The following is a 21,928-nucleotide window of genomic DNA, read 5'->3' as shown; positions in this document are numbered from 1 at the left end:
TATGAAGTCAATATGTAACAGCCGAATAAATTATTCAATCACACGTGGAACTAGGTACAAGCCATCCTGAACTGCAGGGGCAACAGCTTGATATTGCTCACGATGATTCTGTTCGGTTACGACGTCTTCACGTAATGGTTGCGGGTGGTCAAATGGGCTTTTTAAAGGCTCAACGTCATCGGTATTTATGCCTTTTAAGCTTTCCATCATGCCTAAAATTTTATTTAGACTTTGAGCATACTCAGCAGATTGCGTATCATTGAGTTTAAGACGAGCAAGATGGGCAATTGCTGAAACTGTTTGTGCATTTAAATCTGCAGAATGCTGAGCATCCGAGGTAGACATAACATCACCTAAAATCAGTATTAATAAAAAATTTCAAAATATCGTGCGTTATAATAAGCGATTGACTTGTTCAACGCACCACATTTAGTTAAAGTTGCCAACTTGCGTCCACATAAAGTTTAATCGAGAACGACTCCGTGATTCTAAAACGACTAATTGGCTTGTTTTCGCCAGACCTAGCCATTGATTTAGGTACAGCAAATACACTTATTTATGCGCCAGGACGAGGCATTATATTAAATGAACCGACGGTTGTGGCAATTCGTCACAGCGGTTCACAGAAAATTGTTGCCGCAGTCGGTCTTGATGCCAAACAAATGTTGGGTCGTACCCCTGCAAACATTTCTGCAATTCGCCCAATGAAAGATGGTGTCATCGCTGATTTTGAAGTGACTGAAACCATGCTGAACCAATTTATAGGCAAAGTGCATGAAAAGCGTTTATTTCCACCTGCACCGCGTGTAGTGGTGTGTGTACCATGCAAATCGACTTTGGTCGAGCGCCGTGCAATTCGTGAAGCCGTATTTAATGCGGGTGCACGTGATGTACGTTTAATTGAAGAACCCATGGCAGCAGCAATTGGTGCAGGTATGCCAGTCGAGCAAGCTTGTGGTTCAATGGTGGTAGATGTTGGTGGGGGCACGACAGAAATCGCGATCATTTCATTACAAGGTTGTGTTTATTCAGATTCATTGCGTATTGGGGGCGATGTGTTTGATGAGCAAATCATTAACTACGTGCGCAAGGCACATGGTTGTGTGATTGGTGAAACCACAGCAGAAACCATTAAGAAAGAAGTCGGTATGGCTTTGCCAGATGAAGGTGCTAAACCACTGGAAATTGAAGTGCGTGGCCGTAACTTGGCAGAAGGTGTGCCACGTGCCATTACGGTAACTTCTGATGAAATTACCCAAGCTATTTCTGATCCATTACAAAGTATTGTATCGGCAGTAAAATCTGCACTTGAGCAAACTCCACCTGAACTTTCTTCAGATATTGCAGAGCGTGGAATTGTGCTGACTGGTGGTGGTGCGTTATTGCGTAACCTAGACAAGCTTTTGGCACAAGAAACAGGCTTACCTGTGGTGGTTGCTGAAGAACCATTAACTTGCGTGACCCGTGGTGGCGGTAAGGTCTTGGAATTCTTTGATAATCCAAACCACGATATGTTATTTGTTGGCTAATACATAGGATTCGGCGGTGCAAACAAATCTGTTTTCCAGACAACCGCCATCTTTTCGCTCTTTTATCATTGCGGTCATTACTTGTTTGGTCATCCTGTTTTTTAACTGGCGTGTTCCTCATGTAATTCAACCTGCACGTGATGTCTTGTATGCGGCATATAATCCAATTTATGCCCTTGCAAGCTATCCTGTATTGTCGCGAGAATGGCTAAGTCAACAAAGCAAGTCTGAGGCTCAATTGCGTCGTGAAAATACCGCGATGCAGGCAGAGCTATTACAGGCTCAAGTCCGTTTGCAAAAATTATCTGAACTCTCTGCAGAAAATACCCGCCTGCGTGGTCTACTCGATACTCCTCTAATCATTGATGGACGCATGGAAATTGCCGAAGTGATTGGCACAGATGCCGATCCTTTGCGTCACATTATTGTGATTAACCGTGGTTCACAAAATCAGCTCAAAGTCGGGCAAACCGTTTTGGATGATAAAGGCATTATGGGGCAGATCATTGCGGTGTATCCACACAGTAGCCGTGTCATGTTGCTTTCTGATAAGGAACATTCGCTTTCGGTGCGTTTAGAGCATACAGGCATGCGTGCGATTGTGTCAGGTACTGGCGATTTGGGACGTTTAAAAATGGAATATGTGCCGACCAGTGCCAATATTCAAGTTGGAGAAAAGGTTTATAGCTCAGGCTTGGGCGAGCATTTTCCCGCAGGATATTTGGTTGGCAGCATTACCAAAATCAGCCGACATAATTCTGGTGAGTTTGCACAAATTGATGTGATGCCTGCAGCACAATTGGCGGGTGGTCATCATGTAGTGGTGCTTTTCTCAGAATCTTTAGCGAAGGAGCAGCCAAATGCCAATCGCTAAAATTGGACAAACTCGACTGGGACAAAATCAGAATAAAGATCCACTGTTTCCGATTATTTTTTCTGTCATAGCTGCATCCGTACTTATGGTGTATCCATTGTCTTATACAGGCTCGGGTTGGCGACCATTGTTTATGTTGATGGTGACCTTGTTTTGGGTGCTTGGGCAGCCAACGTGGTGTGGCATCTGGTTTGCCTTTGGTACAGGCTTGTTTGCAGACTTACTCCTTGATGCTCCTTTGGGGATGAATGCCCTGAGTTTTGTGGTGATTACTTTTGTGGCGCGTTTCCTGACTCGTGAACGCCGTATTATGACGTTTGCGAATTTATGGGTCATCAGTGCAATCGCAATTTTGGCACACCTCGCTTTGATTTGGGTGATGCAAGTCATGGGTGGGATTCAGTTCCCATTTGCGCGTCATTGGCAACCTTTACTAAGTAGTATTTTACTCTGGCCTGTGCTGTATTATTTCTTGCGAAAATGGCGCATTTAATTCTCGCTTCAAGTTCACCGCGTCGTCGTGAACTCCTACAACAGCTCGGACTGGAATTTGAAATTTACAGTCCAGATATTGATGAATCTATTTTAGCGGGCGAAGATGTTGCCACATATGTTGAGCGTTTGGCGTGTGCCAAAGCCGATGCCGTTTTGCAGCTATTTCCTGATGCTATGGTGATTGCTGCCGATACCAGTTTGGGCGTAGATGGGCAGATTTTGGGAAAGCCGGAATCCAAAGTACATGCCTTTGCCATTTGGTCACAACTTTCTGGTCGAAAACATGATGTTTTTTCAGGCGTTTGTGTGCGTACAAAACAGAAAAAATCCAGTATAGTGGTACGTACACAGGTTGAATTTCAATCGCTTAGCCTAGATGATATGGAAAGTTACTGGGCAACAGGTGAGCCGATTGGAAAAGCGGGTGCTTATGCAATTCAAGGCATCGCAGCACGTTATATTCCGCGTATTGAGGGCAGTTATAGTAACGTTGTTGGCTTGCCACTCTATGAAACCGTACAGTTATTACAGACAGTTAAGGCACTAAATTAACTGCTGCACAAAAATTTTTATAATGTTTTGAGTTTTATTATGTCTGACGAGTTGTTGATTAATGTCACACCGATGGAGTGTCGGGTGGCGTTAATTCAAAACGGCACGGTCAATGAATTATTCGTTGAGCGTACCGCCAAGCGTGGTTTGGTGGGTAATATTTATAAAGGCAAAGTCGTGCGCGTGCTGCCAGGTATGCAAGCCGCTTTTGTCGATATTGGCTTATCACGTACTGCTTTTTTGCATATCAATGACATGATTTGGCCGCGCAGCCAACCTACACCGAATGTCTTTGAATTATTGCAGCCTGGGCAAATTCTGACCGTTCAAGTGATGAAAGATATGCTTGGTACTAAAGGTGCACGACTAAGCACTGATCTTTCTATTCCTTCACGTTATTTGGTGTTAATGCCCTATGGTAGCCATATTGGCGTATCACAACGTATTGAATCGAGTGAAGAGCGTGAGCGTCTACGCGGGATCATTGAAACCATTCAGGCCGAGCATAAACTGCCAGGTTCACTGATTGTACGCACAGCAGCCGAAGGCGTCGATGAGGCCGCCTTAATGCAAGATATGTGTTACTTGGCCAAACTCTGGGAATACATTCAGCGTAAACAAAAAAGTATTGCTGTGCCTTCTTTGATTTTTGAAGAATTACCATTGCCACAACGCGTAATCCGTGATTTAGCGAATGATAACACCGCTAAAATTTATGTCGATTCACGTGAAATTCACGCCAAGTTAAAAGAATTTGTGGATGAGTTTGTGCCCAATATGCACAATCGCCTGATTCATTACCCAGGTGAGCGCCCACTGTTCGATTTATACAATGTCGAAGAAGATATTCAAAAAGCATTGCAAACCCGTGTGGCATTAAAGTCGGGTGGTTATTTGATGATTGATCAAACCGAAGCCATGACTACTATTGATGTAAATACGGGTTCTTATGTCGGTGGTCGCACTTTAGAAGACACTGTATTTAAAACCAATATGGAAGCCACACAGGTCATTGCTCGCCAATTACGTTTGCGTAATTTGGGCGGTATTATCATTATTGACTTCATCGATATGCAAGAAGTGCAGCATCGGGATGAAGTTTTGAGTCAGTTTGAGCGTATGCTTGAACGAGATCATGCCAAGACCAAAATTACCCAAGTGTCTGAGCTAGGCTTGGTCGAGATGACCCGTAAACGTACCCGTGAATCTTTAGAACATTTACTTTGTGAAGCCTGCCCAACTTGTCAGGGGCGGGGATATGTTAAAACAGCAGAGACAGTGTGTTACGAAATTTTTCGAGAAATTTTGAGATATGCACGTGCATTTGAATCACAACGTGGCTTTACTGTCGTTGCGCATCCATCAGTGATTGACCGTTTGTTAACTGCAGAAGCGCCAGCAGTGGCAGATTTAGAGCACTTTATTAGCCGTGTAATTAAATTTCAGGTGGAAAATTTATATACGCAAGAGCAATACGATATCATTCTGAGTTGAAATTGTAACAGGATATCGCTAAACAGTTGTTACATCTGAAATTTTACTTTTTTGAGCGAATTCTCAATACTAAGGATACAGCGTAGCCAAAGCCGAATATCTCCTTCGGTTTAGCAAATGAGGTATGTCATGGGTATGAGTGAAGTAGTAATTCAAAAGAGTTTTAAAGTGTTAGATCGTAAAGTGACACATAACGGTTATATTGTGGATGAGCAAGGTAAAGAAACTCAAATTACCACTGCAATGATTAGCGCAGTTTGTCAGCAATTATTAAAACAGTGTCGTACTATTCAAAAATAAGGGGCAGCAATTGCCCCTTAATTGTTTTGATGGATTGGCCTATCAATCCACGATTTTATTGACCCCTTCAGGTGCATCAATAATCTGTTCAAAACGCTGAATTTCATCTTCCAAGTGCTGCAATAAGTTTTGCATTTTGGGTAAGGCTTGACGACAAGCGGTTAAACCAACTTCCAATTTGTCTAAATAGCTAGTCATGGTAATGTTTAAAGCTTGCCCATCTAACACAATTGAAGCAGGATAAAGCGCATCTAGTTTTGCACCATTCCAATACAAAGGTTCACGCGGACCAGGTACATTAGAAATCACCAAGTTAAAGGCCTGACGCTTTGGCATAATACCTGACAAAATATTTAAACCTGCAGCGCCGTAAACAAAAGCACTATAGTTCATAATCTGATTAGGATTCATGCGCTTAAAACGCTGCTTAGAATTTTGCACACTGCGGCGCACAATTCTTAAACGCTCAAGCGGATCTTCTTTGTGTGTACCTAAGTTGGCTAAAATCATGGTGATTCGATTGGATACTTCAGAATCGTCATCACGAATAGAGGCAGGCACCATCGCAATGAGCGGTTTTTTAGGTAAGGCATATTGGCTGAGTAAATACTCACGTAATGCGCCTGAGCAAATTGCCAGCACCACATCATTAATGGTTACGCCTAAAGCTTTGGCAATACGGTGCAAACGTGCAAACTCAAAAGATTGAGCGGCAAAACGACGTGAGGCGCTCACACGTTGGTTTAAGATGGTGCTTGGTGCTTGGAAGCTGGAGACATAATCAGGGTTACGTCCCATATCTTTGGCAACAGTTTGTGATACTTCATAAACTGCGCGAGGGGTTGCTTCAAACTGACCTTTAAGTCCACCAAAAATTTTCTTTAAACGGCTGACTTTCGGTTCTTTTAGACGTTTAGCACGTGGGCCTTCTACACACCAAGGTGGTACAATTCTTTTTGCATTTTCGTCGTGCGAAAGGGATTTTTCCACCAAACGCATGCCAGCAATACCATCTACCATGGCATGATGAATTTTAAAGAACATCGCAAAACGATTATCTTCAATACCTTCAATAATATGGCAAGTCCAGAGTGGTTTGGCGCGATCAATCAACGAGCTGTGTTCTTGTGAAATATAAGTTAATAATTCACGAATACGGCCTGGCTTTGGCAAGGCGATATGACGGAAGTGATGATCGAGATCGAATTCTTCATCTTCATCCCAAAATAGACCATTGAGCTTATTGTTAAATGGTGCAATAGGCATTGACTTTGAATTGCGAATATCGGCAACCAAGTCTTGAATAAATGTGTCTGGCGCATGTTCCGGAATTTGGAATAGGAATAATCCACCCACATGCATGGGCTGTTGACGTTTTTCGAGTGACAGGAAAATAAAATCAATAGGGTGTAATGGTCGCATATTGTGGATTGCCTCACTGCAATTTCTACGCCTGTTCTTTGCTGAACGGGCTTTTTAGAGTTATATAAGATTTAATTTCAGTATATCTTTTTTATCAAACAAATATAGTGGTTTTTGCGCCATCATCCGTCAATAAAAATCACAGTAGGTGGGTGATTTTTATTGACCTTAATAGGGTAATAGGGTGGAGATTATTTGAGATTTCCTGCATGCAGACCACATTCTTTGTGCGTTGCTTCTTCCCACCACCAACGACCTTCGCGTTCATGTTGGTTTGGGAGCACAGGGCGGGTGCAAGGTTCACAGCCAATTGAAATAAAACCTTTTTCATGCAAACGATTGTATGGGATTTCCATCATGCGAATGTAGTTCCACACGTCACTGCTTGACCAGTTTGCCAGTGGATTGTATTTAATTAGTTGTTTATTTGGACCAGCAAAACCTGCATCGGCTTGTACCACTGGAATATCTTGGCGTGTACCCGGGCTTTGGTCTTTACGTTGTCCTGTAATCCAGCCATCTAAAGTTGCCAGTTTTTTTCGTAAAGGTTGAACTTTGCGAATTCCGCAACATTCCTGATGTCCATCTTCAAAAAAGCTAAACAAACCTTTTTCTTGTACTAATTGTTGGACTGCTTCGGTTTCAGGAAAGCAAATTTCGATCTCAATATTATAATATTTGCGTACAGTTTCTAAAAATTGATAGGTTTCAGGATGCAAACGTCCTGTATCTAAACTAAATACACGAAATGGCAAACCTAAATTAGACGCCATATCAATCAGTACCACATCCTCTGCACCAGAAAAAGAAATTGCAACTTCACCCTGCTGGTTCAAAGCAAGTTTTAAAATTTCGCTAGGCGATTTGTCAGCATATTCGGTTGCGAGTGCATCAACGATATCTATAGTTGGAATGGTGGTCATAATATGTTCCTAGCATTCGGCTTGGAGAAGCTAATCTTACTGAATTAAGCACTTATTTTAATAGAATTGTCAAAACTCTATTATCACTAAAAAATAAATGCTTATGAACTAAATAGATTTAAAAAAGAACAAGGCAAAAACCGAATCTTCGGCTATGATAGTGAAAATTTTTATTGGTATTTTGGGAGAACCCATGGAAATCGTATGTCTTGATCTTGAAGGTGTGTTAGTTCCAGAAATTTGGATTAACTTTGCTAAAAAAACTGGAATTAAAGAACTAGAAGCAACTACACGTGATATTCCAGACTACGATGTGTTGATGACTCAGCGTTTAAATATTCTAAAACAGCATGGCTTGGGCTTAAATGATATTCAAGCGGTGATTGCGGATATGGGGCCATTTCCTGGCGCGAAAGAGTTTGTAGAGTGGGTGAGCACACACTTCCAATTGATTATTCTTTCAGACACGTTCTACGAGTTTGCACATCCGTTGATGAAGCAGTTGGGTTGGCCAACCATTTTCTGTCATAAATTAGAAACAGATGAAAATGGCATGATTACCGCGTATAAATTGCGTCAACCAGACCAAAAACGTCAAGCTGTTAAAGCCTTACACGGTTTGAATTTCCGTGTGATTGCTGCAGGTGATTCATATAACGATACAACGATGTTGGGTGAAGCGGACAAAGGTTTTTTATTTGATGCACCTGAAAATGTGATTGCAGAATTCCCACAATTCCCTGCAATTCATGGTTATGCAGCATTAAAAGAAGCAATTCGTGGTGCTTCGGTACGTGATATTCCTGCTTAATCTGAAGCTGAATACAATAAAGGGCATCATTTGATGCCCTTTGTTTTTTTATGCGGTTTTAACTGTGTATTGATTTAGAAGCGGTAGCCAATACTTAATCCATATGCAACTGCATAATTATTTTCAAACTTGCCTGCTTCCGTATGTGCACCTGTGACGGCATCAGCATCACCTAACCAGAAGTATTTAAATCCTGCACCAATGAAATAATTTTCGGTAGGTGAGTAGCGAACACCTGTACCTACACTCCAGTAGCCCTCAGTTGGACCTAAGGTCGTAACAGGGTTGCCGGCACCAGAATCCCAGCCTACAGATACATTACCACCCCAATGATCATTGAACTTACGTCCTACACCAACAGTTGCAGAAATTTGGTCATCTTTATAGTCAATAAGGTTAAATCCATTAGGTTTGGTGGGTACATAACCAGCTTGGCCTAATATTTGAGTAAGCTTGCCAAATTTGTATGGTTGTACTTTAAAATTTGACCAGTCCACCCAGCGAAGGTTTACAAATGCAACGGTGTTCGCCATAATTCCCGTTTGGAAATCTAGATTGACAGATTGTGGTGTTGTTAGTTGTGTTTTACCTGTAGTAGAACTAATTTGCGTCATAGTTGCATCTAGTGTAGGGATTTGGGTAAATCCTATTGCACCAAAGTTTTCATAAGCAGTCATTTCATGCTCAATTTCAGATCGGTAAGTAACAGAAGCTTTAAGTGCGATTTCAGGGATTTGATACGCAACACCCGCTAACCAACCCACAGACTCATCTTCACCTGTTTTAAAATCATAACCATTAAAGGCTGAATATGCAGTACCGCGTAAAATAACAGTACCATCTACTGTCTGATATACAGCACCTGCATATAGATTCCAATTTTCATTAGGTTGATAACCCACTAACAGGTTTAAATTTTGGGTATCAACCACAACAGAAGTACTGCCTTGAAATGGTACAGGTCTACTTTCAACAAAATTATTGTTGCCAAAATATTCAGCATCGGCGCCAAAAGGCTGATCGTAAATTAAACCAATCGAAACTTTGTCAGTTGCTTGAACTTTTAATGCAGCGTGTGGGAAGTAATAATCACCTGCCATGTCATCTGCTTGGTGTTTATCTTTGTCTTGACCAGATACATTTGGATCTAAAATTGAAATACCTGCTTCTGCATAATTACCCGGTTGTAAAAATGCAGCAATAGACTGACCAGAACGGTCTAAACCAGCAGCAAGCGCAGGTGTAAGTGGGAGAGTGCTAAGTAAAATAGCTGAATAGATTTTATTGAGCTTCATGGTCGTTCCCTGATGCTTTATGTAACAAAAAGTGCAGGAAAGGTAACATATTAAAAAAAAGAGTAAATGCTCAACTTCGCAGAATAAATGAACTGAATAAGTTATAAATAGCAGTTGATTAGAGTAAAAGTACTATTTTAAAGTCTTAAGTAAATGAATTCTATTAAATAATTTTTTAGGGTAATGTTTGGGTAAATATGAGTTTAAGTGTTTTAAATTTGAACATTTAGTTAACACTCGTATAAAAAATGGGAGTTTTAGTTGAAAAAAAAGCCACCCTGAAGGGTGGCTCCTTTGAAAAGCAATAGATTAGAAGCGGTAACCAATTTTTAAACCGTATGCCCATGCATCATTGTCTTCAAATTCTGCAACTTGAGCATTTTGAGCATTGCCAGGAACAGAATATGAACCAGAATGTGCTGTAGCATCACCCAACATAAAGTATTTCACGCCACCTGCAATAAAGTAGTTTGGAGCAGGGCTAAATTGTAAACCTAAGCCTACGTTCCAGTAGCCTTCAGTAGGGCCAAATGTTGATACAGGGTTACCTGCACCTGTGTCGTAACCTACAGATACATTACCAGCCCATTGTTCACTGAATTTACGACCTACACCTACTGTTGCAGAAATTTGATCATCAGAATAGTCGAGTAAGTTAAAGCCTTTCGTGTAAGCACCACCAGTTAATGCTGTTGATGCAGCTTCTGCGCCTTTACCGAACGCGTATGGACGGATTGAAAAATCTTTCCAATTAACCCAGCGTACATTTGCGAATGCTACGGTATTAGCCATGATACCTGTTTGTAAATCTAAATTAATAGATTGAGGTGTGGTAATCTCAGTTTCGCCAAGACCATTGTTCATATTGATTACTGTACCTGGATTTGTTCCCAATGCAGCAATAGAGCTTTCGTCAACAGTTAACTCATGTTTAATTTCTGAGCGATATGTTACAGATGCTTTTAAAGCAATTTCTGGAATTTGGTATGCAAAACCTGCTAACCAACCAACTGCTGAGTCTTCACCAATATTTGCGTTGTAACCACCAAAATTATTTGTTCCACTGTAAGCGTAACCACGTAATTGGACATTACCTTTTACTGTTTGATAGACTCCACCACCATAGAAGTTCCAATTTTCAGTAGGTTGAAAACCTAGAATAACGCTAATATTTTGTGTATCTACTTCTGCTGATGTTGATTCATTTCCGTCATGGAATAAACCTGCGCCACGTAAAGCTGCTGAACCTGTGTCGCCAGTTGAATAAGTAACATCAGCGCCAAATGGTTGGTCGTAAATTAAACCAAAAGAAAATTGGTCAGTTAATTGGAGTTTTAAAGCTGCTGCTGGGAAATAATAATCATCAGCCATATCGCTTAAGTTTGTATTTTGTAGTCCCACTATTGATGCGGGAACTGATGGTGATGGCGTATAACCATTTTTAACTTTACCAGATACAGATGCATCCAATACAGAAATACCTGCTTCAAAGTAATTACCCGGTTGTAAGAACGCAGCCATAGATTGACCAGAACGATCCATTGCAGCAGCAAAAGCACCTGTCATTGGTACAGTTGCTAAAATCATTGCTGTGCTTAGTGCTTTTAATTTCATTATACATTTCCTTTGGGCTATAAAGTCTTTTATGACAGTTTTTGTTGATGCTTTAAGCTTTCATTTAGGATGATTTCGACTTGTGCAAACCGAGACCATTTGTTACTCCATGTGACAAAAATATCACAATTAAAATAAGAGTAAATGCTCTAGAAAAAACTAATCAGTAAAAAAAACACGCTGAATAGAGTATTTGTTCTAATTAGTGTGGGATTTTGGCTTGTTAGTGATTGAAACTAAAGAATAAAATATAAAAACCAATCTCTTGTTTAAATGTTTTTAATTGGTTAAAAAAAATACTTTTTATCAAAACTCATTTTGTTGCAAGGCATAACTTGCAACAAAATGGGGTGCATTAACGTGTGGTTTTTCCAAGCTTTGCCAAAAGAATGACAGGAATCAGCCCAACCAATACAATTAATAAAGCTGCTACTGCGCCATCTTCATAAGTGCCTCTAGACGCTTCTGCATATAGCTGGGTAGCGAGTGTTTCCATATTTAAAGGACGGAGCAACAAAGTGGCAGGTAGCTCTTTCATGCAATCTACAAAAATTAATAAAGCTGCAGAAATAATAGCAGGGCGTAATAATGGCAGGTGTACACGCCACAACAGTGCAAAGTTGTTTTGCCCTAAATTGCGTGCAGCATCATCAAAAACACCATGAATACGGTTATAGCCAGACTCAATGCCGCCCACCGAAATAGCTAAAAAACGCACAGCGTAAGCATAAATGAGGGTAAAACTAGTACCGAGAAATAATAAACCTGTGTGTATCCCTAACTTAAATTCTAAAAAGTCGGCAATGGCATGATCAATTTTGCCCAAAGCCAACATGAGACCAATCGCTAAAACGGTTCCTGGAATGGCATAGCCTAAACTGGCAATGCGGCTAAACCAGCTGTGTTTGCTAAAACGTGCCGCACTGACAATAAAGAAACCAATCAAAATAGTTACCACAGTTGCAAGACTGGCAAGGATTAGTGTGTTGATTGAGGCTTGTAATAGGAAATCTGAAAAGCCTGCATATTGAATGCGTTTATAAGATTCTACAAGTAAGTGACTGGTGGGAATTAAAAAGCCAATACAAACAGGAATTAAGCCCAAGCCTAGTAACACAAGCGCTTTAAGCCCTTTGACCGATTGTGCAGGCATTAAACGGCTGCGTTGAGCCGAGTTCATATAACGCTGTTTACGCCGACCTAAACGCTCTACCAAGACCAATAAGGTAATAATCATCAACATGAAAATGGCAATTTGTGCGGCGCTGGCTAAATCGGACTGATTGGTCCAGGTTGAATAAATCGACAAAGTTAAGGTTTTAATGCCTAAAAATTCTGTTGCACCAATATCATTAATGGTTTCCATTAAAACCAGACTAGTACCCACAGCAATCGCAGGACGTGCCAGTGGAATTGCAACACGTAAAAACACTTGATCGGGTTTTAATCCTAATGTACGTGCAACCTCAATTAAACTGGCTGATTGCATCAGAAACATTGCACGTGTGCTTAAATAAACATACGGATACAGCACAAAGCTAAGCAAGAAGATGCCGCCCCAAACGTTACGAATATTAGGAAACCAAAACTGTTGTAATTCTAAATTGAACCCATCCCGCAGGATACTTTGCACAGGCCCAATGGGGTGCAAAATGTCGATATAACTATATGCAATAATATAAGTTGGTACGGCTAAAGGCAGCAGTAAGGCCCAATCTAAAAATGCACGACCTCGGAATTGATACGCTGTTACAATCCATGCGCTGCCTGTACCAATCAGGATGGTGAGAATCCCTACGCCCAACAATAAAATCCCTGTTTCTGCCAACGTGTGTGGAATTACATAACGCAGCAAATGCCCCCAAATTTCGCTATCACCTTGTAATGCTGTCCAAATTAAAGCGAGCACAGGTAAACAGGCGAGTAGCGTCAATAACCCACTGAGCGAAAATAAAAAATTAAATTTATTTTTAAGCATTGCAATAGAGGTACTAAATAAGGGGGAGGGATCAGTTGAGCATCTTACAGTGCAAAGCGCTGCACTGTAAGACAAAAGCAGAAAATTTTAGCGGTTAAACTGGACTTTATCGACCAATAAGTTGGCGGCTTTGCGGTGACGTGCAATATCGCTTAAACGAATTGAATCAATATTCAGTTTGCCAAAACTAGCGATAATCGGGTCAATTTTCACTCCAGGTTTGACAGGGTATTCAAAGCCGTTTTGTGCGTAGATGGCTTGCGCATGATCTGAAGCTAAAAACTCGAGCAGTTGTACAGCTTCTTTACGGTTTGGTGCATGTTTAGAAACCACTGCACCCGATACGTTTACATGCGTTCCACCATTTTTAAAACGTGGTAACACGACATTAATCGCATTGCCCCAGCGCTTTTGTTCCGCATCACCTGTACGCATCGTGCCGACATAATAGGTGTTGGCAACGCCAATATCACAAATCTTACCTAAAATATCACGTGCTACATCACGGTCACCACCGCTAGCTGGGCGAGCTAAATTGGCTTTCACACCACGCAACCAAGTTTCGGCTTGTTTTTCACCATGATGAGCGATATAAGCCGCAATTAAAGCAGTGTTATATGGATGGTTGCCTGAGCGAATACAGATTTTATTTTTCCATTTTGGATTGGCTAAATCTTCATAAGTAATCGCATTAAGCGGTGTACGGTCTTTAGAGGCATAGACGGCACGTGCACGCATCGACAAGGCATACCAATGACCATTGGCAGCACGTAAATTGGCAGGAATTGCACTATTTAAGGTTTTAGAACTCACGCGCTGAGTTAGACCACTTTCAACCAAATCAACCAAATTCCCAAAATCTACAGTCAACATCACGTCAGCAGGCGAGCGACGGCCTTCTGCTTTCACACGTTCTAATAAACCATCTTTAATAAAAACCGTATTTACTTTTACCCCAGTTTTTTGGGTAAATTCAGTCAATAAAGTTTGAATGAGCACAGGTTCACGTGTGGTGTATAAATTGACTTCCGCTGCTTGTGCGACACTTGCACCAAATGCAAGTAAACCTGTAACAAGCAATGATAGTTTCGACAATGGTTTCATACAGTATTCCTAATTAAAAAATTTAAATTGAAAATCTAAACCTGAATCGCGGCCTGAGTAGAAGGTGGTGTGGTGGCTGATTGCTCATCAGAAGCCAAGTAATAACAGCTGTTTAAATCGACAGAAACATAGACCTGATCAGTAGGTTGAATATCTTGAAGGTGGTTCACTTGTGCTAAAAGCGTGAGATCATGATCGCGTAGTTTTAGATGCAGTTGTTGCGCATGCCCCATAAAACTGGATGACACAATGCTTGCTGGCAACGCATTTTCACTTGGTGTTTGGCTGATACGTAATTGATGCGGGCGGAAGCAGCAGACCAGTGAATCTTGAGCGGTGGTATGTTCTGGTAAATCTATCTTGCCAAATACAGTGTGAATTTCTTGCTGCTTGATGCGCGTTGGAATTTCATTCAACGAAGAAAAATAACGTGCAGCAAACAAGGTTTTCGGTTGTAAATAAAGTTGTTTCGGTGAACCAATTTGAATAATCTGCCCCTGATGCATCAAAATAATTTGATCGGCAATTTGCAGTGCTTCTTCTGGGTCATGTGTCACGATAACCGTAGTCGTTTCAGTTTGTTTGAGCAGTTGAATGGTGTTTTGACGAATTTGATCACGCAGGCGATGATCCAAATTTGAAAAAGGTTCATCCATTAACAAGACTTGTGGTTCTGGTGCTAAGGCACGTGCTAAGGCAACGCGTTGTTGTTCGCCGCCTGAAAGTGTATATGGATAGCTGTCTTGATGATGCAACATGGAAACATGCGCTAAAGCTTGTTTGGCAATAGTTTCCCGCTGCGCTTTGGGAAGTTTCTTTAAGCCAAAGATAACATTATCTAACACACTTAAATGCGGAAAAAGTGCGTAATCTTGAAAGACTAAACCAATATGGCGAGCTTCTGCAGGAATCTGCGCATGTTCACTCCACAAGGTATTCTGTTCTAGTTGAATTGTGCCGCTGCTAGGTGTTTCCAAACCTGCAATCAGACGCAGCATCGTGGTTTTGCCACAGCCTGAATGACCTAATAAACATACAATTTGTCCACTCATTGCCGACCATGTTGCTTGTTGCACTGCAAAACGCGAGCCAAACTTTTTACTGAGCTGTTGAATCGTCAAGACTTTGGCAGGTTGAGCAGCGTACGCATTCATAGTTCATTCACACGACAAATTTTGTGCTCAAATGATAACTAAGAATTCTTCTCATGTAGAGTCTTTTTATCATTTGGAATGTAAATGATGTAGCTTTTGCGACAGAAAAGTTGAAATATCAACTGAAAAGAATAGGTTGGAATTTAAATTATTTTACATGCAATGCTTTATTTAGGGGGCGAAAGAGGATGTTGCACTTAAAAGCAAAAAAGTTACTGCCGAAGCAATAACTTTTTAGTTTTTAGAAATATATGCTGTACAAATTAAGGTTTTTTCGCATTAAGCACTTTAAATAAAATGTACATCAAGACCACCCACACAGGAATCATAATGACTGATTCTTTAAAGCCTTGAGTCCACATAATATAAAGTACCACTGCAATAAACGCTAAAACCAAATAGTTGCTCAATGGTGACCATAGCGCAGGGAACTTGGTTGGAATCGCTAATTTTTTCAGTGTGCTAGTAAATTTGAGGTGAGTCAAACTGATCATCGCCCAGTTTAAAACCAATGCACCCACGACAATATACATGAGGTGGCTTAAAGCTTCTTCAGGAACAAAGTAGTTCAATAATACACAGCCGAAAATTAATACTGCAGAGAATAATACTGCTGGAATTGGCACACCTTGTTTATTCACTTTCAGGAAAATCTTTGGTGCGTTGCCTTGTTTGGCTAAACCAAACAGCATACGGCTGTTGGCATACATCCCACTGTTATATACAGAAAGTGCCGCAGTCAAAATCACGAAATTCAGTAAGTGTGCTGCCCATTCAATGCCCATTTGACTAAAGATCATCACGAATGGACTTTTATCTAACCCGCCTAAATCTAACTGATTCCAAGGCACTAAAGATAATAGAATGGTGAGTGAACCGATATAGAAAACCAGAATACGGAACACCACTTGGTTAATGGCTTTAGGAATGGTTTTTTCAGGATCTTGCGCTTCTGCGGCTGCCATACCAATTAACTCAATGCCGCCAAAGGCAAACATGAGGAATGCCAACATAAAGAACAGACCTTCAAAGCCATTCGGGAAGAAGCCACCATGCGTCCAAAGGTTGCTGAATGATGCGGTTGAATTGGCATCTGCAGAAAGTAAGAGATACAAACCAAAGACAATCATCGAAACCACAGCTGCGACTTTAATGATTGCTAGCCAGAACTCTGATTCACCGTAGAACTTTACATTGCCCAAGTTAATAATGGTAATTACAATGAAAAAAAACAGTGCAGAAGTCCAAGCAGGAATATGCGGCCACCAATAGTTAATATATTTGGCAACTGCGGTGAGTTCTGCCATTGCCACCAAAATATACAAAATCCAGTAATTCCAACCTGCTAAAAAGCCGGGGAATTTACCTGCATATTTATAGGCAAAGTGACTGAATGATCCTGCAACGGGCTCATGAACAATCATTTCCCCCAATTGGCGCATAATTAAAAATGCAATAAGACCACCAATGGCATAACCCAAAATAATAGAGGGGCCAGCAGATTGGATGACCTGCGCGGAACCTAAGAATAAGCCTGTACCAATTGCGCCACCCATGGCAATCAATTGAATATGGCGGTTCTTTAAGCCACGCTGAAGTTGTGAAGACTCGTTGTTCAAAGTATTCAGCCCGACAAAGGAAAAAGTGACAAGATTGTAATAGATCAAATTTCATTAGCCTAGTAGCTAGACAATAATGAAATAAATTTATGATAAATATTAAAATACTTTATCGTTTTTATTTGTATAAAAAATAAGTGAATCAATATATTAATTTTATTTTTACCATATAAATCAAGATGACTGGTTAGGTTGAAATTTACCAAATGTTGTTTTTTTATACTTAAGTCAAGACAGCGATACCTTTTGAATAAAAACCGTTATGATGCAAAAAGTCTTTTTTATATGGCTAAAACAATCAGAAAACAAGGGAATAAAATTCATGCGTTTTGCACCACAAGTTAAAATTCCAGCAACATATATGCGTGGCGGTACCAGTAAAGGCGTATTTTTTAAACTTGACGATTTACCTGAAGCAGCGCAGCAGCCAGGCAAAATTCGAGATCAAATTTTGTTGCGTGTAATTGGCAGTCCAGACCCCTACGCCAAGCAAATTGACGGAATGGGTGGTGCGAGCTCGAGTACCAGTAAAACCGTGATTTTAGGCAAAAGTACTCAACCCGATCACGATGTTGATTATTTGTTTGGACAAGTTTCGATTGATCAGCCATTTGTAGATTGGAGTGGTAACTGCGGTAACTTAACAGCTGCAGTCGGGGCGTTTGCAATCAGCAACAGCTTGGTCGATGCCAGTAAAATTCCAGAAAACGGTATTTGTACCGTACGCATTTGGCAAAAAAATATTGAAAAAACCATAATCGCGCATGTGCCAATGATGAATGGTCAGGTGCAAGAAACGGGTGATTTTGAGTTGGATGGCGTGACTTTTCCTGCCGCAGAAGTACAAATTGAATTTTTAGACCCTGCCGATGATGGTGAAGAAGGTGGGGCAATGTTCCCCACTGGAAATGTAGTGGATACTTTGCGTGTGCCAGATATTGGAACATTCCAAGCGACTTTTATTAACGCGGGTATTCCCACAATTTTCCTCAATGCAGAAGAAATTGGCTATACAGGCACAGAACTGCAAGATGCAATCAATGGTGATGCGCAAGCATTGGCTCGTTTTGAAACTATTCGCGCTTATGGGGCTAAACAAATGGGGTTGATTCAGGAAATTGCTGAAGCTGAAAAACGTCAACATACGCCAAAAATTGCCTTTGTTTCTGCCCCAAAAAGTTATGTATCTTCAAGTGGCAAACAGATTCAGGCTGAAGACACTGATTTGTTGGTCCGTGCATTGTCGATGGGCAAATTACACCATGCCATGATGGGCACTGCAGCAGTCGCGATTGGTACAGCCGCAGCTATTCCGGGAACATTGGTCAACTTGGCTGCAGGCGGGGGCGAGCGTGAAGCTGTACGTTTTGGACATCCATCAGGTACGCTTCGTGTGGGTGCGCAAGCCGTGCAGGAAAATGGACAGTGGCAAGTAAAAAAAGCGGTAATGAGCCGTAGTGCACGTGTCTTGATGGAAGGCTGGGTGCGTGTACCTGCGGAAACATTAGAATAAGTTTTGCTTTGAGCAAATAATAGCTAACTAAATACAGCCTCAATCTCGATAGGGGCTTTTTTATGGCTGGAATGGTATATCAGTTCAGTTAAGGCTTAAAAAACTTTGAATTATAGGTACAATGCAGCTACACAGGTAGCTTACTGCTTATCAGACATGAACCAACAACTCGAGGCGAATGTGTCATCACTTCACGATTTACAGGCGCATGCATTAACCGCAGCCCAACAACGTATTCAGCCAGACTTGCTTACCGCTTTAGAGGCTTTTGCATTGCCAGAACCGTTAAAATCTGCTGTGCATCATGCAGTCATGTTGGGTGGAAAACGTGTTCGTCCTGCCTTGTGTTATGCCACTGCAGCATTAAGACCGAATCAAAACCCTGCTGCGGTACGCCGTGCTGCGGTTGCGATTGAACTCATTCATTGCTACTCATTGGCTCATGATGATTTGCCATGTATGGATAATGACTTATTGCGTCGTGGGCAACCGACATGTCATGCAGCGTTTGGTGAAGATACAGCACTGTTGGCAGGTGATATATTACAGTCGATGGCATTTGAAATCTTAGGCAGTCGATTGTTTGATCAGTCTGCTGCGGTAGATCAAGGCATTGTGCTCAAACAGATGCAAATTTTAGCCACTGCTTCTTCAAAAATGGTGTGTGGTCAGGTTTTGGATTTGCAGTCTGAAGGTAAACAGGTGGATCAGGCGACTTTGGAAAATATCCACCGTAATAAAACAGGTGCGTTAATTTCTGCAGCCGTGATGATGGCAGCGGTGACAGTGTTTGATGGACGTGATAAAGCGATTCCGCAATTACGTGAATATGCGCAGGCGATTGGTTTAGCCTTTCAGGTACAAGACGATATTTTAGATATTATTTCTGATACAGAAGTATTGGGTAAAACTGCAGGGAAAGATCAAGAAGTTGAAAAATCGACTTATCCTGCACTTATGGGCTTAGAAAAAGCACAAGCTTATGCACAAGAATTACACGATCAAGCCTTTGCAGCACTAGCATATTTTAAAAACGACAACGTCTTAGAGTTACAGCAGATTTCAGAGTTTTTATTGTCACGTAAAAGCTAAATTATTTTAAATAAGGGGCTTATGGCTCCCGGTACTCAAAAGCGAGCAGATGCTCGCTTTTTTGTGCTTTATGAAAGTGTTAGCTGTTTTAAGCGACACACTTTAATGCAGTTTCTATACAGCTTTATTCTTGCAGCGTTGCATCAGGTGGCAAAATTGCTTTGCCTTGTTTTAAGCTGTCTAAAGCTTCACGATTAAAATCGACCAACAAAGAATTGTTTTGTGGATCAATCGCATAACGGCTAATTAATTTTTGATCGCCCTGTAAGGTTTCAATGCGGTATTCATCTGCAATATTCATAATGCCGTCTAAATTAATGGTGGCAGATGCTTTGTCTTGGCGAAATAATTCGTAAATATCACGCAGGTCAAAAATTGCATTTTGTGCATCAGGATGCTTTTCAAAATAATTTTGCAAATGACGAATAAATAATTGCGCAAACATAAAGTAATTTGGTTTGTGGGTATAGTCTAAGCTCATGTGTTTACTCCTTATTATTCAAATTTTAATGCATACTAGGAATAGCACACTCTGGGCGAAAAATTAAAGAAACTCAGGGCTTAAGTTGCAAAAAATACACAAACTTTTGTGTGGCTTAAACTAAGCTGAAACCTGAAGTTGCGATGATCTCTACATAAATTTAAAAATTTTGCAACGAAGCGCTCAATTGGTGGTATGGAAAAAATAATCACAACTGATTTATCTATTTATTAAAGCGATTAAGAGCCCGGCGGAGTAGTGGAATTCTAAAATATCAAGTATTTGAATAAAAAATCATCCGAAAGACTAAGACTTATGAACTAGCAAGTGAAATCATAAATCAGGTACAATTGGCGTGATTAATTTTGTGTTTGGTGTATTTGAAGGCCAATACATACATTCTTTGTTAATAAATAGGCCTGCCAGGAGTTATCCCCGCATGAGTGCCATTACTCCATACGAATGGGCAATTATTGCCTTCGTGATCGGCGTTACATTTTTATGCGTCTTTATGCTGACTGTTCCTTTACTCCTTGGGGGTAAATCATGGGGGCGTGCGAAGCAAGAGCAGTTTGAGTCGGGTGTTGTAGGTGCTGGTGGAGCACGTATCCGCTTATCTGCAAAGTTCTATTTGGTTGCAATTTTCTTCGTTGTTTTCGACTTAGAAGCACTTTATCTATACGCATGGGCAGCTTCTGTTCGTGAAGTAGGTTGGGTGGGCTTTGCAACGGCTGCTGTATTTATTTTAGTTTTACTCGTTGGCTTGATTTATGAATTATCAACTGGTGCGCTGAACTGGGCTCCATCTGATAAGCGTAAAGCAGCAGGGATTAAACCTAAAATTGGTTCGCCAAATATGGATCTTGCAGAAATCACACGCTTTAACTCAATTGAAGAATTGGTAACGGACCCTACCGGTCAAATTCCAGCTCAATCCTCTGGTCGTGTAAAAAAATCTGCGACTACCTCATCTGACAAGGAGTAACTCGGGATGAAATATACCTTAACCCGTGCGAATCCCGATGCTGATCAATATCCACTTCAAGAGCGTCAGATCGTAACCGATCCGCTTGAAGAAGAAGTGAATAAAAATGTGTTCATGACTCGTTTAGAGGACTTGGCACATACAGCAGTAAACTGGGGACGTAAGAACTCAGTTTGGCCGTTTAACTTTGGCACATCGTGCTGCTATGTTGAGTATGCAACCACCTTAACAGGTGTGCATGACTTGTCACGTTTTGGTGCAGAGGTTATTCGTGCTTCACCGCGTCAGGCAGACTTAATGATTGTTGCAGGTACGTGTTTCGTAAAAATGGCACCTGTAATTCAGCGTTTGTATGAGCAAATGCTTGAGCCTAAATGGGTTATCTCAATGGGCGCATGCGCAAACTCAGGTGGTATGTACGACATTTATTCAGTTGTACAAGGTGTGGATAAAATCATTCCTGTGGATGTGTACATTCCAGGTTGCCCACCACGTCCTGAAGCATTAATTCAAGCATTAATGTTATTACAAGACCAAATTCAATTAGAGCGTCGTCCGTTGTCTGCGGTGATTGGTGATGATCTTAAGCCAGTGTATAAGCTGAAGATGATGCCAGAACGTGACCGTAAGAATGCACAGCGTATTGCGGTGAAAAACTTACGCTCTATGGATGAAATTAAATAATTTAAACGT

General features: G+C 41.0%; 21 protein-coding genes. 11 read left to right on the top strand and 10 right to left on the bottom strand.

Annotation, left to right across the window (positions count from 1 at the left end; genetic code table 11):
• Positions 1–30 precede the first annotated feature (30 nt).
• The gene (gene gatC / locus L6C30_RS05215) at positions 31–345 is read right to left on the bottom strand and encodes an Asp-tRNA(Asn)/Glu-tRNA(Gln) amidotransferase subunit GatC (protein WP_004975405.1); all 315 of its coding nucleotides are present in this window, start codon (positions 343–345) and stop codon (positions 31–33) included.
• 137 nt (positions 346–482) lie between these two features.
• On the opposite strand from gatC, the gene L6C30_RS05210 reads away from it, so the two are divergent.
• The 6 genes from L6C30_RS05210 (at position 483) to L6C30_RS05185 (ending at position 5,244) form a co-directional block, all read left to right on the top strand.
• Positions 483–1,529: a rod shape-determining protein gene (locus L6C30_RS05210; protein ID WP_004975408.1), complete on the top strand. Its 1,047-nt coding sequence runs from the start codon at positions 483–485 to the stop codon at positions 1,527–1,529.
• A gap of 16 nt (positions 1,530–1,545) precedes the next feature.
• Positions 1,546–2,403, top strand: a complete 858-nt coding sequence (mreC, locus tag L6C30_RS05205; protein ID WP_019838366.1) for a rod shape-determining protein MreC — start codon at positions 1,546–1,548, stop codon at positions 2,401–2,403.
• Positions 2,390–2,896 carry a rod shape-determining protein MreD gene (mreD, locus tag L6C30_RS05200; RefSeq protein ID WP_234114622.1) on the top strand — a complete coding sequence of 169 codons (507 nt, stop codon included), beginning with the start codon at positions 2,390–2,392 and terminating at the stop codon, positions 2,894–2,896. Before mreC ends, mreD begins: the two co-directional genes overlap by 14 nt.
• Complete coding sequence (locus L6C30_RS05195; RefSeq protein WP_236162510.1) at positions 2,884–3,450, top strand: Maf-like protein; 567 nt, start codon at positions 2,884–2,886, stop codon at positions 3,448–3,450. Before mreD ends, L6C30_RS05195 begins: the two co-directional genes overlap by 13 nt.
• Positions 3,451–3,489: 39 nt before the next feature.
• Complete coding sequence (gene rng / locus L6C30_RS05190) at positions 3,490–4,944, top strand: ribonuclease G (protein WP_236162511.1); 1,455 nt, start codon at positions 3,490–3,492, stop codon at positions 4,942–4,944.
• A gap of 129 nt (positions 4,945–5,073) precedes the next feature.
• A complete protein-coding gene (locus tag L6C30_RS05185; RefSeq protein ID WP_329608957.1) occupies positions 5,074–5,244 on the top strand; it encodes a PA1571 family protein in 171 nt (56 codons plus the stop codon).
• Between the two features lie 42 nt (positions 5,245–5,286).
• On the opposite strand, the gene L6C30_RS05180 is transcribed toward L6C30_RS05185, so the two are convergent.
• Positions 5,287–6,666 carry a wax ester/triacylglycerol synthase family O-acyltransferase gene (locus tag L6C30_RS05180; protein WP_070155090.1) on the bottom strand — a complete coding sequence of 460 codons (1,380 nt, stop codon included), beginning with the start codon at positions 6,664–6,666 and terminating at the stop codon, positions 5,287–5,289.
• Positions 6,667–6,857: 191 nt separating this feature from the next.
• Positions 6,858–7,589 (bottom strand): phosphoadenylyl-sulfate reductase, encoded by a 732-nt coding sequence (locus L6C30_RS05175; protein WP_070155088.1) that lies wholly within the window; start codon positions 7,587–7,589, stop codon positions 6,858–6,860.
• Positions 7,590–7,782: 193 nt separating this feature from the next.
• Here L6C30_RS05175 and thrH point away from each other — a divergent pair, with 193 nt between their 5' ends.
• A complete protein-coding gene (thrH, locus tag L6C30_RS05170; protein ID WP_070155104.1) occupies positions 7,783–8,400 on the top strand; it encodes a bifunctional phosphoserine phosphatase/homoserine phosphotransferase ThrH in 618 nt (205 codons plus the stop codon).
• A gap of 74 nt (positions 8,401–8,474) precedes the next feature.
• Here thrH and L6C30_RS05165 read toward each other — a convergent pair whose 3' ends face one another.
• The 6 genes from L6C30_RS05165 to L6C30_RS05140 all read right to left on the bottom strand — a co-directional run bounded on the left by L6C30_RS05165 (position 8,475) and on the right by L6C30_RS05140 (position 17,164).
• Positions 8,475–9,695 carry an OmpP1/FadL family transporter gene (locus L6C30_RS05165; RefSeq protein WP_236162512.1) on the bottom strand — a complete coding sequence of 407 codons (1,221 nt, stop codon included), beginning with the start codon at positions 9,693–9,695 and terminating at the stop codon, positions 8,475–8,477.
• A gap of 309 nt (positions 9,696–10,004) precedes the next feature.
• Positions 10,005–11,309, bottom strand: coding sequence for an OmpP1/FadL family transporter (locus L6C30_RS05160; RefSeq protein ID WP_236162513.1), 1,305 nt, complete (start codon positions 11,307–11,309; stop codon positions 10,005–10,007).
• A 355-nt stretch (positions 11,310–11,664) separates the two neighbouring features.
• Positions 11,665–13,287 (bottom strand): iron ABC transporter permease, encoded by a 1,623-nt coding sequence (locus L6C30_RS05155; protein ID WP_236162514.1) that lies wholly within the window; start codon positions 13,285–13,287, stop codon positions 11,665–11,667.
• A gap of 87 nt (positions 13,288–13,374) precedes the next feature.
• A complete protein-coding gene (locus L6C30_RS05150) occupies positions 13,375–14,391 on the bottom strand; it encodes an extracellular solute-binding protein (protein WP_004975434.1) in 1,017 nt (338 codons plus the stop codon).
• Positions 14,392–14,426: 35 nt separating this feature from the next.
• On the bottom strand, positions 14,427–15,545 hold the full coding sequence (locus L6C30_RS05145; RefSeq protein WP_236162515.1) for an ABC transporter ATP-binding protein: 1,119 nt from the start codon (positions 15,543–15,545) through the stop codon (positions 14,427–14,429).
• Between the two features lie 263 nt (positions 15,546–15,808).
• Positions 15,809–17,164 carry an amino acid permease gene (locus L6C30_RS05140; RefSeq protein WP_230245648.1) on the bottom strand — a complete coding sequence of 452 codons (1,356 nt, stop codon included), beginning with the start codon at positions 17,162–17,164 and terminating at the stop codon, positions 15,809–15,811.
• A 322-nt stretch (positions 17,165–17,486) separates the two neighbouring features.
• Here L6C30_RS05140 and prpF point away from each other — a divergent pair, with 322 nt between their 5' ends.
• On the top strand, positions 17,487–18,677 hold the full coding sequence (prpF, locus tag L6C30_RS05135; protein WP_236162516.1) for a 2-methylaconitate cis-trans isomerase PrpF: 1,191 nt from the start codon (positions 17,487–17,489) through the stop codon (positions 18,675–18,677).
• A 156-nt stretch (positions 18,678–18,833) separates the two neighbouring features.
• Positions 18,834–19,769: a polyprenyl synthetase family protein gene (locus L6C30_RS05130; RefSeq protein WP_374706585.1), complete on the top strand. Its 936-nt coding sequence runs from the start codon at positions 18,834–18,836 to the stop codon at positions 19,767–19,769.
• A 124-nt stretch (positions 19,770–19,893) separates the two neighbouring features.
• Here the strand turns inward: L6C30_RS05130 and L6C30_RS05125 are convergent, their stop codons facing one another.
• Positions 19,894–20,250 (bottom strand): hypothetical protein, encoded by a 357-nt coding sequence (locus L6C30_RS05125; protein WP_236162517.1) that lies wholly within the window; start codon positions 20,248–20,250, stop codon positions 19,894–19,896.
• A gap of 439 nt (positions 20,251–20,689) precedes the next feature.
• On the opposite strand from L6C30_RS05125, the gene ndhC reads away from it, so the two are divergent.
• Together ndhC and L6C30_RS05115 are read left to right on the top strand one after the other, a co-directional pair.
• Positions 20,690–21,235, top strand: coding sequence for an NADH-quinone oxidoreductase subunit A (ndhC, locus tag L6C30_RS05120; protein ID WP_004975445.1), 546 nt, complete (start codon positions 20,690–20,692; stop codon positions 21,233–21,235).
• A gap of 6 nt (positions 21,236–21,241) precedes the next feature.
• Positions 21,242–21,919, top strand: a complete 678-nt coding sequence (locus L6C30_RS05115; protein WP_236162518.1) for an NADH-quinone oxidoreductase subunit B family protein — start codon at positions 21,242–21,244, stop codon at positions 21,917–21,919.
• Positions 21,920–21,928: the final 9 nt, after the last annotated feature.

Source organism: Acinetobacter sp. KAM396 (assembly GCF_021602765.1).
GTDB classification, from domain to species: Bacteria; Pseudomonadota; Gammaproteobacteria; order Pseudomonadales; family Moraxellaceae; genus Acinetobacter; species Acinetobacter towneri_A.
The sequence above is the reverse complement of the archived record's forward strand: the minus strand, read 5'-3'. Positions and strand labels throughout refer to the sequence as shown.